This is a genomic window from Micromonospora sp. NPDC005324 (genome assembly GCF_040607155.1).
GTDB classification, from domain to species: Bacteria; Actinomycetota; Actinomycetes; order Mycobacteriales; family Micromonosporaceae; genus Micromonospora; species Micromonospora trifolii.
Genome location: NZ_JBEXGE010000002.1, coordinates 311120 through 326886 on the forward strand (window position 1 = coordinate 311120; position 15767 = coordinate 326886).

Consider the following 15767-nt stretch of genomic DNA (forward strand, 5'->3'; position numbering starts at 1 on the left):
TGGCCGGCGTAGACGCCGCCGCGCCCGCCGTCCGTTGGCCGGCACCGCGCTGCCCCGTTCACCCTGGAACCGATCTGCGGGCCGCTGACCCTGGCCGATCCCCGGAGGCCGGGGCCCAGGGCTGGAGCCGCAGCGGGGTGAACGTTCGGCTCTGGCGGCGTTTCTGAGCGCTGGTTAGGCTTTCGGGGTTTGCCGTGGACCGGCGCCGCCGAGGGTGCACGCACGACGAAAGAGCCGGAGCGATCGTGTCCCGACAGGACGGAAAGCAGGCTGCGGGGACGCTCAACCCCGCCGGCGTGTTCGTCGCGGCTGCGGTCATCCTGGTGGAGGCGGGCTGGCTGGTCGCCGCGTTGCCCGGCGCCGCGCTGGTCAGCGACATCGGTGCGATGCTGGTCGCCGGTTGGGCGACGTTCGCGTGCGTCGGGGTGGCCCGTCGGCATCCGGCGCCGCTGCGCCGGTTCTGGACGCTGCTCGCCCTCACCATGGCGCTCGCCGCGACCGGCCGGGCGATCTGGACGGTGCTGCGGCTCGTCGGCGGCGACCTGCCGCACACACCGGTGGTCGGGGTGGTCTTCACCGCCGGCATCCTCACCGGCACGGCCGCGCTGCTCAGCTCGCCGTCCGCACCGAGGACAGCGGTCGGGCGGGCCCGTACGTTGCTGGACGGGGTGATCGTCGCCCTGGCCCTGGTGCCGATCGGTTGGGTGCTGGTCTTCCGGGGGGTCGCCGCCGCCGAGCTGGCCGACCCGGCGCGCACGCTGGGGCTGCTCTTCCCGATGTTCGACCTGATGCAGCTCACCATCCTGGTCGCGGTCTCCGGGCCGGCCCGGCCGATGTGGCGGCCGATGACCGTCCTCGCGGCGAGCCTCACGCTGCGGGTCGTCGCCGACGTCGTCTACGTGTCGCTGGTCGCCCGCGCCGACTACACCGCTGGTCACCCGATCGACCTGTGCTGGCCGTTGAGCTACCTGCTGATCGGCCTGGCCACCCGCAACCCGCCGCCCCCGGACTGCGACGGCACCGACGACACCGCCGAGTCGCCGCTGCCGCCCTGGTGGCGGGTGGCGCTGCCGTACCTGCCGGTGGGTGGGGCGATCATCGCTGTGGTGCTGGCCCGTCGGCCCACCGGGCAGACCCCGCAGCTGGTGTTCGTGACCATGATGGTGTTGCTGGCGGCCCTCGCCGTTCGGCAGGGGTTGGCTGCCAACGAGAACCTCCGGTTGGTGGCCCGGCTGCGCCGGCTCGCCTACGGCGACCAGCTCACCGGGCTGCCCAACCGGCTGTTGTTCAACCGGCGGCTGCGCCTGGCCCTGCGCGACGGGCGACCGGTGGCCGTGCTGCTGCTCGACCTGGACGGTTTCAAGCAGGTCAACGACCGGTTCGGGCACGCCACCGGTGACACCCTGCTGACCGGGCTCGCGGCCCGGATGCACACCGCCGTGAACGGCGACGGCACCATCGCCCGGCTCGGCGGTGACGAGTTCGCGGTGCTGGTGGACGGCGAGCGACCGGTCTCACCGGAGCGGCTCGCCGAGCGGCTGCTGGACGCGCTGCGGCCCTCCGACGACGAGGAGGACGTCGGGGTGCACCCGTCGGCGAGCATCGGCATCGCCGAGTACGGCCCGCAGCACGCCTCCCACACCGACCTGCTGCGCGACGCCGACATCGCCATGTACGCGGCCAAGGCGGCCGGAAAGTCCGCGTACCGGACGTGCACGCCGGCGTTGCGCGAGTCGGCCGTCTCCCGCGCCGAGTTGATCGCCGACCTGCGCCGCGCTGTCGACGAGGACCAGCTGCACCTGGAGTTCCAACCCATCGTCGACCTGACCACGGGCGCGGTGCGCAGCGCCGAGGCGTTGGTGCGCTGGCGGCACCCTCGGCTGGGGATGTTGCCGCCGGCGAAGTTCCTGCCGCTGGCCGAGGAGACCGGGCTGATCCTGCCGATCGACCGCTGGGTGATCCACGAGGCGTGCCGGGCCGCCGCGACCTGGCGGGGCCGGGCGCCGGAGGCGACCGTCGCTGTGAACATCGCCGCCGCGCACCTGCGTCGGCCGGACCTGATCGCCACTGTCACGGCAGCCACCAGCGCCGCCGGGCTGGCACCGCGGGCGTTGACCCTGGAGTTGACCGAGTCGGCGCTGATCGAGGGCACCGAGGCGGTGCTGGAGCGGCTGCACCAGCTCCGCGAGCTGGGCATCCGGATCGCCATCGACGACTTCGGCACCGGCTACTCGTCGCTGAGCTACCTGCACCGCATCCCGGCCACCGAGCTGAAGATCGACAGGTCGTTCGTGGCCCGATTGGGCACCGACGACCGGGCGTACGCCACTGTGGAGATGGTCACCCGCCTGGCCGGCGCGTTCGACCTGGCTGTGGTCGCCGAGGGGGTGGAGACCGAGCGTCAGCACGAGGCGGTCACCGCGATCGGCTGCCCACGCGGCCAGGGCTATCTGTACGGGCGGCCGGACGCCCCCGCCATGGTGGGCCAGAATCGGAGTTGACTCTCACGTAACGGCAGGCAGGAGCCTGGTTCCCGGAAGGGAGGGGGACCATGGCGTACACGGTGGGTCAGGTCGCGAAGGTGGCCGGCGTGACGGTGCGGACGCTGCACCACTACGACGAGATCGGGTTGCTCTCGCCCAGCGGGCGCACCTCGGCCGGTTACCGCCGCTACGACGACGCGGACCTGCAACGGCTGCAACTCGTCCTGTACTACCGGGAGCTGGGTTTCCCGCTTGAGGAGATCACCGCGATCATCGACGACCCGGCGGCCGATCCGGCCGCGCACCTGCGCCGACAGCACGAACTGCTGACGGTACGGCTCAAGCGGTTGCAGGAGATGGTCACGGCGATCGAGTTCGCGATGGAGGCGAGCAGGATGAACATCCAACTCACGCCGGAGGAGCGGTTCGAGGTCTTCGGTGACGTCGATCCGGAGGAGCACCAGGCAGAGGCGGAGCAGCGGTGGGGTGACACCGACGCGTACCGGGAGTCGAACCGGCGGGTCGCCCGCTACAGCAAGGAAGACTGGCTGCGGAATAAGGCGGAGAACGAGGACTGGGGTCGGCGGATCGTCGCCGTGCTGGCCTCGGGCGTGCCGGCGGACAGCCCGGAGGCGATGGACCTGGCCGAGGAGCACCGGCAGCTCATCAGCCGCTGGTTCTACGAGTGCTCGTACGAGATGCAGACCGGGTTGGCCGACATGTACCTGGCCGACGAGCGGTTCACCGCGTACTTCGAGAACATCGCCCCGGGGCTGGCCGGCTATCTGCACGAGGCGATCCACGCCAACGCGATCAGCCGGGCGTGACGAGGTGCGGTCCGGCTAGTCTGGCCGGACCGCACCGCCCGGGGGAGATGACAGTGCAGAAACCGAAGCTGATCGCCGCTGTCGCCGTGCTCGTGGTGGCGGTCGGCGCCGGAGCGTGGGCGCTGGTCGCCGCCGGAGACGACGAACCGGACGCGGGTCGCCCGGCGGCGTCGGCGAGCGCCGACCCGGTCGGTGTGCTGAAGGCCGCCGCCGCGAAGGCCGACGAGCAGCCGTACAAGCTGACAGTGGGCACCGGTGGTACGGACGGCGACGCGACGGTGCTGCTGTGGGACCCGAAGGCGAAACGTGGTCTGGAGACCACGTCACTGAAGGTGCCCACAGGTGTGGTGAAGATCGAGCGGTTGACCACCGGGCCGGACGTGTACGTGCGGGTCACCGCCCCGGACCGCCGTGTGCCGGTCTGGGACGGCAAGACCTGGTGGCACGTCGGCGCCCCGGGCGCCCCGGCGGCCAAGCAGGGCCTGGACAACACCCGGCTGGCCAGCACGCTGGGCACGCCGGCGGGGGTCCGGTCGACCGGCGAGCGGGAGTACGCGGGCACGCTGGACCTGCGGCAGAGCGGAGCGGTGCTGGGCAGCGGCGTCGGCCGTGTGCTCGGGGAGCGGGCCGGCGCGGTGCCGTTCACCGCGGCCGTGGACGAGCAGGGTCGGCTGGTCCGCTACCGCATCGAGTTGGCCAGCGAGCAGTCGCAGACCGCCCAGCTCGACCTGACGTACTCGGACTTCGGGCTGCCGGTGTCGGCGGATCCGCCGGCGGCCGACCTGGTGGGCGAGGACCCGCCGGCGAACATTCCCGGCGCCTGAGGTCGGCTCACTCCTCGACCGCCCCGTCGACCGGGGTGACCAGGAAGTCGTAGACGGTGCGGGCCATCCGCCGGACCGTCTCGTCGCCGGTGGCCATGGGTCCGGCGGTGAGGAACGCGACGGCGGTCTCGGTGCCGGGGATCAGGTAGTAGCCGACGTCGTGTGAGGCGTCCGGCAGGTCACCGGTCTTGTGGGCCACCGGCACGCCGGGGGGCAACGCCGCCGGGATCTTCGTGTTCAGGGTCTGCTCCCGCATGAACCCGATCATCAGGTCGCGGGAGGCGGGGGTGAGGATCTCGCCGTCCCAGACCGCGCCGAGCAGTGACACCACGTCGTCCGGGGCTTGTGTAGTTCTCCTCGCCGCGTTGCGCCGCCGCGCTGTCGAGCATCCGGCGGGCCAGGATGGTGGAGCGTTGGTTCATCGAGTCGATCAGCGCGTTGACCGGGGCGAACCCACCCAGGTAGGTGATCAGCACGTTCGCGGCCACGTTGTCGCTGTACTTGATCAGGTACTGGGCGAGCCGGTGCACTGTGACGACCTGCGGGAACGTCTCGAACTGAAGTTGACCGGTGCCGCCGACCACGTCCTCCGGGGTGACCAGCACCCCGTCGTCGAGGAAGACCTGTCCACAGTCGACGCGACGCAGCAGTTCGACGAGGATCCACAGTTTGATGACGCTGGCCGCCTTGGGGCGCAGCGATCCGTTGACGGCGATCTGCTGGTCGCCGTAGCGGCCGGACAGGTCGCGGACGGTGACCCCGGACGGGTTGAGGCTCGCGTCGGCGACCACCCGGGCGAGCTGCCCGCTGAGCGGGAACAGCCGGGCACCGGCGACCGGGTCGGTGGGTGGCTGCGGGCTGGTGACCACCACGCCGGTCAGCGTCGTCGGCGCGCGGTGCCGCTGGATCACCTCGAGGGTGCCCTCGCCGCGCCCGACCAGCGGCACCCGGTAGCGGTAGGCAGTGCCTCCGACGACGACCGCCCCGCTGGCCACTCCGGCGGCGACCCGCATGGTCGGGTCGGCGACGCGGCCGGTGTCGCCGTCGCAGGCGCGGTAGCGCACCGTATGCCCGAGCGAGTCCACAGCGAACACCCCGCCGGGGAACGACAGCCAGGACACCTCGCTGGTCGGCGGGCGCTCCGGCGTCGGGTCCACCCCGGGCTCGTGGCTCTCCGCGACGGGCTCGTGGCCCGGGCCGTCCGCGGTGGCCGGCCCGGTCGTCGCGAGCACCGCGAGCGCGACCGCCGCCGTCAGCCACTTCAGGGGTACGCGGGCAGAGTTCCCCAGCAGGGAAGATGAGCGCCTCTTGTCGCTTTTTCTCACGTTTGCACGATATGAAGCGCTGGGGGCGGGTGAGGCCAGCGGGACCGGTGTCACCCGTCCGGGCGGCGATGCCCCAACGAGCGTGATGACACAGAGACATCACAATGACTCACAGGCATCATGCTCATCAGCAACCCCGATCCCCTGGAGGTCCACCTTGTTGATCATCGCAGGCAGCTTGCGTGTCGAACCGGCCACCCGCGACGCCTACCTGTCCGACTGCGGCACGGTCATCGCGCGGGCGCGCGCCACCGCCGGCTGCCTCGACTTCCTGCTGGTGGCCGACCCGTTGGAGCCCGACCGGATCCACGTCTACGAACGGTGGGAGTCCGCAGAGCAGTTGGCCGCGTTCCGTGGCTCCGGGCCGGAGGACGCGCAGGAAGCGGCCATCCTCGACGCCGACGTGCAGCGCTACCTGATCGCCGGTGTCGAGGCGCCCTGACCCACCGGCGAGCCGGCAACGATCACGCCGGTGGCAGGGGGCCGGTGGGCAGGCCGGGTGCCATCCGACGGATCGAGGCGAAGGTGGGCGTGAGGGCCTCGTACAGCTCGGCGAAGAGCGGCAGCAGCGCCGCGTAGGTGGCGGCGGCGGCCGGGTCGGGGCGGACCGTCTCCTCGATCCGCACCAGGTCGGCGGCGACGTCGATGCTGGGGATCAGCCCGAGCGCCTCCATGCCGAGCAGCGCCGCGCCGAAGCTCGACCCCTCGTGCGCGGCCGGAAAGCTCACCGGCAGGCCGAGGGCATCGGCGAGCATCTGCCGCCACAGGCCGCTGCGGGCGAAGCCGCCACCGGCCCGGACCTCCCGGACCTCGTTGCCGGCCGCGCGCACCGAGCTGAGCACCAGCGCGAGCTGCTGGCAGACGCCCTCCAACGCGGCCCGCACCAGATGTTCGCGACGGTGTGCGTGGGTCAACCCCACGTACGCGCCGCGCGGCAGGGCGCTCCAGTGCGGTGCCCGTTCGCTGTGCAGGTACGGCAGCATGATGAGCCCACCCGAACCGACCGGCGCGCGGGCCGCCAGGGCGACCAGGTCCTCCTCGGAGTGCTCGCCCAGATCCGGGGCGAGCGCCGCGCCGGCCCACTTGAGCACGATGCCGCCGTTGTTGATCGCGCCACCGACCGCCCAACGCTGCTCGGTCAACGCGTAGCAGAACACTCCGCCGAGCGGGTCCACGCCGGGCCGCTCGACCATCACCCGCATCGCGCCGCTGGTGCCGATCGAGCAGGCCACCATGCCGGGGTGCACAGCGCCCAGGCCCAGGTTCGCCAGCGGTCCGTCGCCCGCGCCGACCACCACCGGGGTGCGCTCCGGCAGGCCGGTCTCGGCCGCGGCCTGCGGGATCAGGCTGGGCAGCACGGCGGTGGTGGCGACGAGCTGCGGAAGCTGCTCCGGGGTGATGCCGGCGATGGTCAGCGCCTCGCGGTCCCACTCCAGCTTGTGGATGTCGAGCAGGCCGGTGGCCGAGGCGATCGAGTGGTCGGTGACCAGCGCGCCGCAGAGCCGCAGCAGCACCCAGTCCTTGATGCCGACCCAGTGCGTCACCCGCTCGAAGAGTTTCGGCTCCTGCTCGGCGAACCAGAGCAGCTTGGGCAGCGGTGCCATCGGATGCATCGGCGTGCCGGTGCGCCGGTGCAGGGCCAGCCCCGACGGCACCGCCCGCAACCGCTCGGCCTGCCGGGTGGACCGCGAGTCGGCCCAGGTCACCGACGGGGTGAGCGGATTGCCGTCGCGGTCCAACCCGATCAGGCTGTGCATGGCGGAGCCGAACGACAGCCCGGCCACCGGCTGGACCAGCTCGGCCACGACCATGCTGATCGTCTTGAACACCGCTTCGAGGATGAGCTGCGGGTCCTGCTCGGCGTAGCCGGGCTGCGGGTTGTCTAGCGGGTAGCCGACCAGGTGACTGCCGAGCTGCCGCCCGTCGGTGTCGTACGCCACGGCCTTCGTGCTGGTGGTGCCGATGTCGACCCCGATCACGACCCCGGGCAGCGTGACGTGCGGCACGGCGTCACTCCTTTCCGAAACGTGAATCGACGCAACACTATCGCCCTATCGTGCTGGTTGCTCCGCCGATCGGGTAGTTCGCCCGTTTCGGCGTGTCCGGGCGCCGCGCCGGACCTGTTAAACCGTGTGACACCCCCTGATTGGTGGCCAGCGCGGCGAAGGAGTCGGCGTGGCGAAGACTGATTCGACGGGTTCCACATGGCGGTACCGGTGGGCGCACCGGCAGAACGTGCGGCGGGTCAGCACGTACCGCGGCGCCGAGGCGGCGTGGCGGCGACGCGACGACGAGTTACGACGGCTACGCGCCCTGGCCGCCGACTTCCAGGGCTCGGCAGCCGCCGGCGCCGGGCTGGCGTTGGAGTTGGCCGCCGACGAGGTGGTGCTCTGGGCACTACCCGCAGCGCAACTGGTCGAGGTACGGCACACCACGGTGCTGCCCGCGCCGGACCTCACTGTCGCCCCGGGAACCGGGCCGCTGCGCCCGCGCCGCCCGGACGGCGTACGCGTCACCGACGCCGGCATGGCCGTGATCACCAGCCGTCGACTCGTGCTGCTCGGCGGGCGGGGCCGGCGCGACTGGGCGTACGGCCGAATAACCGGCCTGGCCCACGACCCGGCGGCGCCGGTCACAGTGATCCAGGTGCTGGACCGGCGGCGTACCTCCGGGTTGTTGCTGCCCACCGACGCCGCGCCGGACTTCCGGTTCAAGCTCACGCTGGCCTTCGCCGACGCGATCGAACAGCGCGCCGCGGTGATCGCCCAACTCGACGAGCTGATCGCCGAGCACGCCCAGCTCAAGCCGTTCCGGCCGGCAGTGAACACACCGGCGCAGGCCCGGTTCTCCGCGCGGGTACCGGGTGGCCGCAGGACCATCGCGGTGGCGGCGGCCATCGCGCTGCTGGTGCCGGCGGCGCTGATCGAGTCGGACCCGTCCGACCCGACAGGTGGCGCGGAGGTCGCCGCGGCTGCCACCCCGGCGCCCACCACCAGCGTGGCACCCGCGCTGATCCGACCGGCCGGCCCGGCGCTCGCGCTGAAGAACCCGCCGCCGAAGCAGGCAGAGTCTCCACGCCCGTCGCCCAGCGCGACCCAGGGCCCGCGCTGCGGGGCACCGGAGAACCCGCTGGGGTACGACTTCTGTGGCGGCCCACGGATCCGCAAGCCGGCCGCCGAGGTGTGCGACTGGTTCGACTGCGTACCGGAGTTCTGGGCGGGACGCGGTTACCTCGTGCAGTGCCGCGACGGTTCGGTGAGCCTGGCCGGCGGCCGGTCCAACGCCTGCGCCGAGCACCAGGGCGTGCGGCGGACCATCACGAAGTGACCGATTCGGTGCCTAAAGTCCGCTTCGCTCGGCCAGAATGATCGAGTGGAGATCCGGTCTGACGATGGCGCTCGGGTGCGGGTACGCCCCGTCGGCTACCAGCCCGGCATCGACCCGCCCGACGACCCCGACGGGGCCACGCCCGGCTGGCACGACTGGCTGCTCATTGAGGTGGACGCCCGCACCGCCGACGGCCAGACCTGGTCGCACCACTACCCGAGCCTCATGGTGGAAGAGGCCCGCGCGCTCGGCGGCTGGCTGCACGGGCAGGCCACCGCCGCCCTCGGGCTCAGCGCGCCACCGGCGATGGTGCGCTTCACCGAACCCAACCTGGCCCTGCGCAGCCGGGTGCTGCGTCGCCGCCGGCTGGAGCTGGTCGTGGAGTTCTCCGCCGAGTCACTGCCACCGTGGATGCGCCGCCCGTCCACAGCGATCTACCCGCTGGTCCTCACCGTCTCCGCGGACGCCCTGGTCACCGCCGCCGAGCACTGGGCCGAGCACTGCGAGGCGTACCCACCGCGTACCCAGTCGCGGTTTCCGGCCCGAGGGCCGCAGCCGTACCGCCGACAGGCCGGTTGACGGCTGGCCGCGCGGCGCGGCGGGCGGAAGTGTCGGACGAGCGTGATACCTCTGGGGTATATCGATACCGCACAGTCATCACGCCCGGGCGACCTCCGCCCGGAAGGGAGCCCGGATGTCCGGCTATGTCCAGCTCGGCGAGGTCAACACGTACTACGAGAGGGACGGCGCGGGTGAGCCGCTCGTGCTGCTGCACCCGGGTTTCGCCGACTCCCGAGCCTTCGGGCAGAACGTGCCGGGGCTGGCGGACCACTTCACCGTCTACCGACCGGACCGCCGCGGGCACGGCCGCACTCCCGACGTCGAAGGCCCGATCAGCTACGAGCTGATGGCTCAGGACACCATCGCCTTCCTGGAGCAGGTGGTGGGCGGGCCCGCGTACCTGGTCGGGCACAGCGACGGCACTCCGGTCGCGCTGCTGGTAGCGCTGCGCCGACCCGACCTGGTCCGCCGGCTGGTGCTCGCCGCCGGCGTGTTCCACCAGACCGGCTGGATCGACGGCGCCATCGACCTGGACGACGAGACCGTCGAGTTCTTCGTGCAATACCACGGCGAGGTGTCCCCGGACGGGCCGCAGCAGTTCCCGATCGTCAAGGACAAGTTGGACCGCATGCACCGCGAGGAACCCACGCTGACCGTCGCCGACCTGGCCGCCTATCCCGGTCCGGCGCTGGTGATGGTCGCCGACGACGACGAGGTACGCGTTGAGCACACCCTGGCGCTGCGTGAAGGACTGCCGCAGGCGCAACTCGCCGTGGTGCCGGGCACCGGTCACGGTCTGCTCGCCGACAAGCCCGACCTGTGCAACCGCCTCATCATCGACTTCCTGACCGAGCCGATGGACTGCTAGCAGCATCGACCGGGACTCGGTGATCCTGCAATTCTCTCCTTTCGCCCGCAACGGGATACATCGATCCGGCCCGCGTTGCCTGTCACGTACGTGAGCGGTTGTACCGCGTGTGACCGTGACCTCTGTGGCCTGCGCCCCATGGCGGATCGCGTGGGCCGAGCGCGAGAACGAGCGCCGGCAGCGCGCGTACCGCGACGCCACCGACGCCTGGGTGCGCCGCGACGACCACCTGGCCCGGCTCCGCATCGAAGCCGCCAGCTTCCTCGGGTGTACGCAGCCCCGCACCGGCCTACCGGTGGACCTCGACGACGACGAACTCGTCTTCCGCGTCCTCCCCATCGCCCAGCTCGTCGAGGCCGAGGCGCGACACATCCCCGGGCTGCCTACCCCTGGTCTGTGCTCCTTTGCTGAGCCCTCTTCCGAGGCCCTGCCGGCGGGCCTGCGGATCGTCGACACCGGCATGGCCGTCGTGACCAGTCGACGGGTGGCCTTCGGCGGTCGTGAGCACCGGCGCGAGTGGCGGTACGCGGACCTGGTCGGCCCCGCACACCACCCCGATGTCCCGGTCACGCTGCTGCCCAACCGCTGTCGACTTGATGGGCTGCTGGTCCCGGCCGGTGCCGTGGTGAACTTCCGCTTCTACCTCACCCTCGCGGCTGCCGACGACCGCGCTGACGTCATCGCGCAGGTCGACGCGCTGCTGGCCGCGCACCAGGACGCCCGGCCTGCGCCTTCTTGTCTGGTGCACCCCGATGACGCACCGCCGACCGCGGTACGCCCCGACCGCCGGGCGCTCGGCGCTGCCGCCGTCGCGGCCGTGGTGTTCGTGACGCTCGGGCCGGGCGCCCTGGGGCCTGGCGCGTGGGGCCCTCGCGGAGCGGTGCCCTCGGCGGAGGTCGTCGCCTTGGACGCCCCGAGGGCTGGGGCGGTCCTCGTTCCGATTGGTTCTGTTGGGCCGGTGGCACCCAGGTCGCGGGTCGGCTTGGCCGATAGTGCCGTGTGGAGCCCGCCGCATGCTCCGGCTGTCCGGCCGTCGGTTCCGGCAGTCGGCTCTACAGTGGATTCCCCTGTCGTGGCGGTGGCCCTGCCGCCGGCCGCTTCGCCGTCCGTCGTCCCGATTCCGTCGGCCAGTTCGGTGCCGACGCCTGGTCCGGTCCCGACGACGGCCCCGCCCGCGTCAGCACTGCCGACACCGCCCGTCGCGTCGCCCTCGCCGACGCCAAGTGTGACCCCGAGCGCGACGCCCTCGCCGGATCCGGGGCTGCTGGCGATCTGCCTGGACCCTCTTCAACTGCCGGTGCTGGATCCGCTGCTCTGCCCGACTCCGGCGCCCTGATCAGCGTCTTCGCCCGCGCGCGGCTTAGTTCGTGGCGCTGAAGTCGGGGACGGTGAGGGTGCCGTCCTCGGCGAGGGTGAAGCCCGGGTTCCAGGCGATCTCCCAGAGGTGACCGTCCGGGTCGGCGAAGTAGCCGGCGTAGCCGCCGTAGAAGGTCTCCTCGGCCGGCTTGGTCACCGTGGCGCCGGCCTTGGCCGCGGTGGCGATCACCTCGTCGACCTCCGCGCGGGAGCGGACGTTCTGGGCGAGAGTCATCCCGCCGAAACCGGCGGTTCCCGGGTCGTCGATGCCCGCATCGTCGGCGAGCTTGTCGCGGCCCCACAGGACGAGGGCCATGCCACCGGCCTGGATGAAGACCGTCTCCTCGACCTCCTGGCCCTGCCAGCCGAGCTGCTCGTAGAACGCCTTCGCGCGGGCTACGTCCGCGACGCCCAGGGTGATCAGGCTGATTCGCTGCTCCATGGTCTTCAACCTAACGCGCGATCACGCGGAGTCGCGGCAGGCGGCCTCGACGTTGTTGCCACCCGGGCGCGGCAAGGGCATCGCTGAAGTCATCGCCGACACGCGTTCGATGAAGTGCGGTGGGAACGGCCCAACCCATAGCATCGATGCTATGGATTGGGGTAGCCGGTGCGTGGCGGAGCGGCACATCGTGAACGAGGGGGCAGAGCGATGAGTGATCGCCTGGACTGGAACGACCTGCGTGAGCGCCGGATGGTGGAGTCAGGGGCGGCCGAGACCTACGAGGCGACTCGGATCGCCTTCGAGCTTGGGCAGGAGGTGCGCCACCTGCGCGAAGGGCACGGTTGGAGTCAGAGCCAGTTGGCCCGCGCCGCCGGCATGACTCAGTCCGCGGTGGCCCGCTTCGAGGCAGGCGGGACCGTGCCGACCTTGCCGGTCCTGGAGCGGCTAGCCCGAGCCCTGGACAGGCGACTGGACGTCAGGTTCACACCGAATCTGGATGCAGCCTGACCAATGGCCGGAGAAGGCTAGGCGGCGATCGTTCGGGCGGTGGCGTACACGTCGGCGGGTAGGGCATGTTCGAGTTGCCACAGGACGCGCATGGGTCGGTCGCCGGTGTGCGAGTCGTAGGTCATGGTGCCGGCGTAGAGGTACGGCGGCGCGCCCAGGTCGCGGTCCGCGATGCGGGATTCCCGAACGAAGAGGTGCACTGCCGAGCCGCCCGACCTGTAGCGCTGCCCGGTCGCCGACGCCGCCGAGGTGGTGCTCTGCGACTCCCACTGGAACAGGGTGTCGGTGATGGCCCGGTCGGCGTACATGGTGGTGGGGGAGTAGTGCGCCTCTGACTTGACCAGGGTGACGAAGAACAGGTCGGCCTGGGCGTCGGGCAGCCATTTCACTCCCTCCCGCAGCGATCCGGGGTTGGTCATCCCGAAGGCGGCACATGCCTCGTTGCGGCTGTAGCGGGCGTGCACCCGCAGCGGCACCGCTCCCGGGGCGGCGGTCGGCGTGACCCGGTGGATGCGGTCCCGCAGCACCTCGGCGACCTGCCGCAACTCGGCGCGGCGTGCCGGCTCCTTCCACAGTCGCGCCAGCCGTTCGTCCCGCGTTGCGAGGGGGGCGTTCGGTCCCCAAAGGCTGAAGTGCAGCATGTCCAGCAGTCGGTTGCCGCCCGCGTACACCTGCTGGCCTGGCGCGGGCGGTCCGGCCGCGACCTTCGTCAGCAGCTCCAGCCGGTCGACGTCGTCGGTGTGCAGCATGCGACCGATGGCCCGGCCCAACTCCCGGTCGTCGGGTCCGGGCGCGGACGTCTCGATGCCGGCGAGCCGTCGCAAGCCGGTCCAGCCGCCGATGCTGGCCGATCGGTACACGTCCTCGATCTCCAGGCCGGTCTCGCGGAGGAACGTGGCGAGGGTGACGTCACCGAGTTGCCGCAGCTCGGCCACCAGGCCGGTCTTCGAGGTGGGCAGCGCTGATCGCAGGTTGGCGAGCACGATCTCCTTCGCCACCCGGTCCAGCTCGACATGGCAGCCGCTCGGCAGGCTCGGGAAGTCGTCACGAACGGCCTCGGTGATCGCCCGCCGGCTCACCCCGGTCAGGGCACGCCACCGCAGGTCGAAGCGGAAGTTGGCGTTCTGCCCCCCGATGAAGTCGAGCACCGTGAGGCAGGGCTTGTCGTCGTCGAGGCGCAGGCCACGGCCGAGCTGTTGCAGGAAGATCGTGGCGCTCTCGGTGGGTCGCAACATCAGGATCGTGTCGACCATCGGCAGGTCAACGCCCTCATTGAACAGGTCTACGGTGAAGAGCACCCGCAACTTGCCGGCCTTGAAGTCCCGCAGCAGGGTGGCCCGATCGGTGCCGGCGCGCGAGGTCACTGCCGCCGCCTCGACGCCGTGCTTCCGGAACGAGTTGGCCATGAACTCCGCGTGCCCGATGCTCACGCAGAACCCGAGCGCGCGCATCCGCCCAACGTCCACCTTCTCGCGGACCGCGCGCAGCACCGTCCGCGCCCGCGCATCGTTGCCGGTGTAGATGGTGCTCAGCTGCGTCGGGTCGTAGCCCTGGCCGCGCTTCCAGGCGAGGTGCGAGAGGTCCTCGTCGTCGTGCAGCCCGAAGTATTGGAACGGCGACAACAACTGTCGCTCCAACGCTTCCCACAGATGCAGCTCAACGGCCGCGCGCCCGTCGAACCACCGGCGCACATCGCCGCCATCGGCCCGGTCGGGGGTCGCGGTGAGGCCCAGGAGTACGCGGGGACGCAGCCGTTCCAACAGCCGCGTGTACGTCGGGGCCTCGGCATGGTGGAATTCGTCGACGATCACCATGTCGTACGCCTCGGGGTCGACCTCGCGGCGGTGCAGCGACTGGATGGAGGCGAAGACGTGCTTCCAACCGTTCGGCTTCTCGCCCGCGACAAGTATCTCGCCGAAGCTGCCGTCACCCATAACCTGCCGGAACGTGGACAGGCTCTGCCGCAGGATCTGCTCCTGATGAGCCACGAACAGCAGCGAATCTGCTCGTCCAGCCTTGTGTAGCCGGTGGTAGTCGAGGGCGGCGACGACGGTCTTGCCGGTACCGGTCGCCATCACCACCAGGTTGCGCCAGCGCCCGTGCACCAGACGCTCGGCGTCCAGGTCGGCCAGGATCTCCGCCTGGTACGGGTACGGGCGTACGTCGATGTTCGAGATCTCCGTCGATGACTCATCGCGGCGTTCTCCGGTGAGCGCATGCCGCAGCCGCTCGGCGTCCCTGATCGTGTCGTACGCCTCGAACGCCGGATCGTTCCAGTAGTCCTCGAACGTCGCCGTGAACGTGTCGATGACGTGCGGCTGCTCCATGTTCGAGATGCGGACGTTCCACTCCACGCCGTCTACCAGCGCGGTCTTGGACAGATTCGACGAGCCGACGTACGCCGTGGTGGTGCCGTTCTTGCGACGGAACAGCCACGCCTTGGCGTGCAGGCGGGTGGTCCGCGTCTCGTAGGACACCTTGACCTCAGCGCCGAGCTCTTTGAGCCGGTCTAGCGCTCGCTGATCGGTCGCGCCGAGGTAGGTGGTGGTGATAATGCGGATCTTGCCGCCTCGGGCGATCAGCTCGCGGATAGCTGGCTCGACGATGCGGAGGCCGTACCACTTGATGAACGCGCAGAGCAGGTCGACGCTCTCGGCGGAGGCCATCTCGTGGTTGACCTCGTGGCCGATGCGGGGCTGGTGGCGGCCGTTGACGAGCAGCGCGCCGGTGGAGAGGGGAGTGGTGGGGCGCTGCGGGAAGGTGGCTTGCGCGGGTGCGGTTGGTGGGGCGGCGATGGCGTGCAGCAGGTGCTTGGCGTCGGTGACCTGGTCTTGATCCGTCGCGGCTTTCGGGTTCAGGGTGGCGATGGCTTCGGCGATCTGGTTCGCCAACTCGACCTGGTGGTGGAGCTTGTCGTCGCCGTTGGGGACGGACTGGAGGGCGCGGGCGGCCAGGGTGGCGATGTGACGGGCGAGGGTGTTGTGCGCGTCGGCGGGGTCGAGCTTGTGGTGCTGGATCAGGGCGGGATCGACGTGCTGAAGGCGGGTGGCCAGCTCACGGGTGATCAGGTGCTCATACACACCCCGCTCAAGATCCGTCATCCGAACACGGTAGCCGTCTTCCGGCGTGCTCCGCGTGTGCTGGCGGCCTGTTTCAGAAATTCCGCAGACCCCGGGCCGCTCGACGTTCGATCGACCACCGCCTGGCAGCTGCAACGGGATCTGGGATGGCAAGCACATTCTTA

Annotated in this window: 14 protein-coding genes; 9 read left to right on the plus strand and 5 right to left on the minus strand. The window is 71.0% G+C overall.

From position 1 onward, the window contains the following. Nucleotides 1-245: 245 nt before the first annotated feature. Genes ABZS40_RS03450 through ABZS40_RS03460 form a run of 3 tightly spaced genes read left to right on the plus strand, consistent with a single transcriptional unit; the run spans nucleotide 246 to nucleotide 4134 of the window. Complete coding sequence (locus tag ABZS40_RS03450; RefSeq protein WP_354941443.1) at nucleotides 246-2501, plus strand: EAL domain-containing protein; 2256 nt, start codon at nucleotides 246-248, stop codon at nucleotides 2499-2501. 50 nt (nucleotides 2502-2551) lie between these two features. Next, nucleotides 2552-3310 carry a MerR family transcriptional regulator gene (locus ABZS40_RS03455; RefSeq protein WP_354941445.1) on the plus strand — a complete coding sequence of 253 codons (759 nt, stop codon included), beginning with the start codon at nucleotides 2552-2554 and terminating at the stop codon, nucleotides 3308-3310. A gap of 53 nt (nucleotides 3311-3363) precedes the next feature. Further along, nucleotides 3364-4134 (plus strand): hypothetical protein, encoded by a 771-nt coding sequence (locus tag ABZS40_RS03460; RefSeq protein ID WP_354941447.1) that lies wholly within the window; start codon nucleotides 3364-3366, stop codon nucleotides 4132-4134. Between the two features lie 7 nt (nucleotides 4135-4141). Here ABZS40_RS03460 and ABZS40_RS03465 read toward each other — a convergent pair whose 3' ends face one another. Further along, on the minus strand, nucleotides 4142-4429 hold the full coding sequence (locus tag ABZS40_RS03465) for a serine hydrolase (protein ID WP_354941602.1): 288 nt from the start codon (nucleotides 4427-4429) through the stop codon (nucleotides 4142-4144). Continuing rightward, nucleotides 4314-5459 (minus strand): serine hydrolase, encoded by a 1146-nt coding sequence (locus ABZS40_RS03470; protein ID WP_354941449.1) that lies wholly within the window; start codon nucleotides 5457-5459, stop codon nucleotides 4314-4316. Before ABZS40_RS03470 ends, ABZS40_RS03465 begins: the two co-directional genes overlap by 116 nt. Nucleotides 5460-5616: 157 nt before the next feature. On the opposite strand from ABZS40_RS03470, the gene ABZS40_RS03475 reads away from it, so the two are divergent. Further along, nucleotides 5617-5901, plus strand: a complete 285-nt coding sequence (locus tag ABZS40_RS03475; protein WP_354941451.1) for an antibiotic biosynthesis monooxygenase — start codon at nucleotides 5617-5619, stop codon at nucleotides 5899-5901. 22 nt (nucleotides 5902-5923) lie between these two features. Here ABZS40_RS03475 and ABZS40_RS03480 read toward each other — a convergent pair whose 3' ends face one another. Continuing rightward, nucleotides 5924-7465, minus strand: a complete 1542-nt coding sequence (locus ABZS40_RS03480; RefSeq protein ID WP_354941453.1) for a gluconokinase — start codon at nucleotides 7463-7465, stop codon at nucleotides 5924-5926. Between the two features lie 169 nt (nucleotides 7466-7634). Here ABZS40_RS03480 and ABZS40_RS03485 point away from each other — a divergent pair, with 169 nt between their 5' ends. The 4 genes from ABZS40_RS03485 (at nucleotide 7635) to ABZS40_RS03500 (ending at nucleotide 11551) form a co-directional block, all read left to right on the plus strand. Then, nucleotides 7635-8786: a hypothetical protein gene (locus tag ABZS40_RS03485; RefSeq protein WP_354941455.1), complete on the plus strand. Its 1152-nt coding sequence runs from the start codon at nucleotides 7635-7637 to the stop codon at nucleotides 8784-8786. A gap of 45 nt (nucleotides 8787-8831) precedes the next feature. Next, on the plus strand, nucleotides 8832-9365 hold the full coding sequence (locus tag ABZS40_RS03490; RefSeq protein WP_354941457.1) for a hypothetical protein: 534 nt from the start codon (nucleotides 8832-8834) through the stop codon (nucleotides 9363-9365). Nucleotides 9366-9480: 115 nt separating this feature from the next. Further along, nucleotides 9481-10215, plus strand: coding sequence for an alpha/beta hydrolase (locus ABZS40_RS03495; RefSeq protein WP_354941459.1), 735 nt, complete (start codon nucleotides 9481-9483; stop codon nucleotides 10213-10215). 109 nt (nucleotides 10216-10324) lie between these two features. Beyond that, nucleotides 10325-11551, plus strand: coding sequence for a hypothetical protein (locus ABZS40_RS03500; protein ID WP_354941461.1), 1227 nt, complete (start codon nucleotides 10325-10327; stop codon nucleotides 11549-11551). Nucleotides 11552-11575: 24 nt separating this feature from the next. Here the strand turns inward: ABZS40_RS03500 and ABZS40_RS03505 are convergent, their stop codons facing one another. Beyond that, the gene (locus ABZS40_RS03505) at nucleotides 11576-12013 is read right to left on the minus strand and encodes a VOC family protein (protein WP_354941463.1); all 438 of its coding nucleotides are present in this window, start codon (nucleotides 12011-12013) and stop codon (nucleotides 11576-11578) included. A 210-nt stretch (nucleotides 12014-12223) separates the two neighbouring features. Between ABZS40_RS03505 and ABZS40_RS03510 the strand changes: the two genes are divergently transcribed. Continuing rightward, nucleotides 12224-12523, plus strand: a complete 300-nt coding sequence (locus ABZS40_RS03510) for a helix-turn-helix transcriptional regulator (protein ID WP_354941465.1) — start codon at nucleotides 12224-12226, stop codon at nucleotides 12521-12523. 17 nt (nucleotides 12524-12540) lie between these two features. Here ABZS40_RS03510 and ABZS40_RS03515 read toward each other — a convergent pair whose 3' ends face one another. Further along, nucleotides 12541-15624, minus strand: coding sequence for a DUF3427 domain-containing protein (locus ABZS40_RS03515; protein WP_354941467.1), 3084 nt, complete (start codon nucleotides 15622-15624; stop codon nucleotides 12541-12543). Nucleotides 15625-15767: the final 143 nt, after the last annotated feature.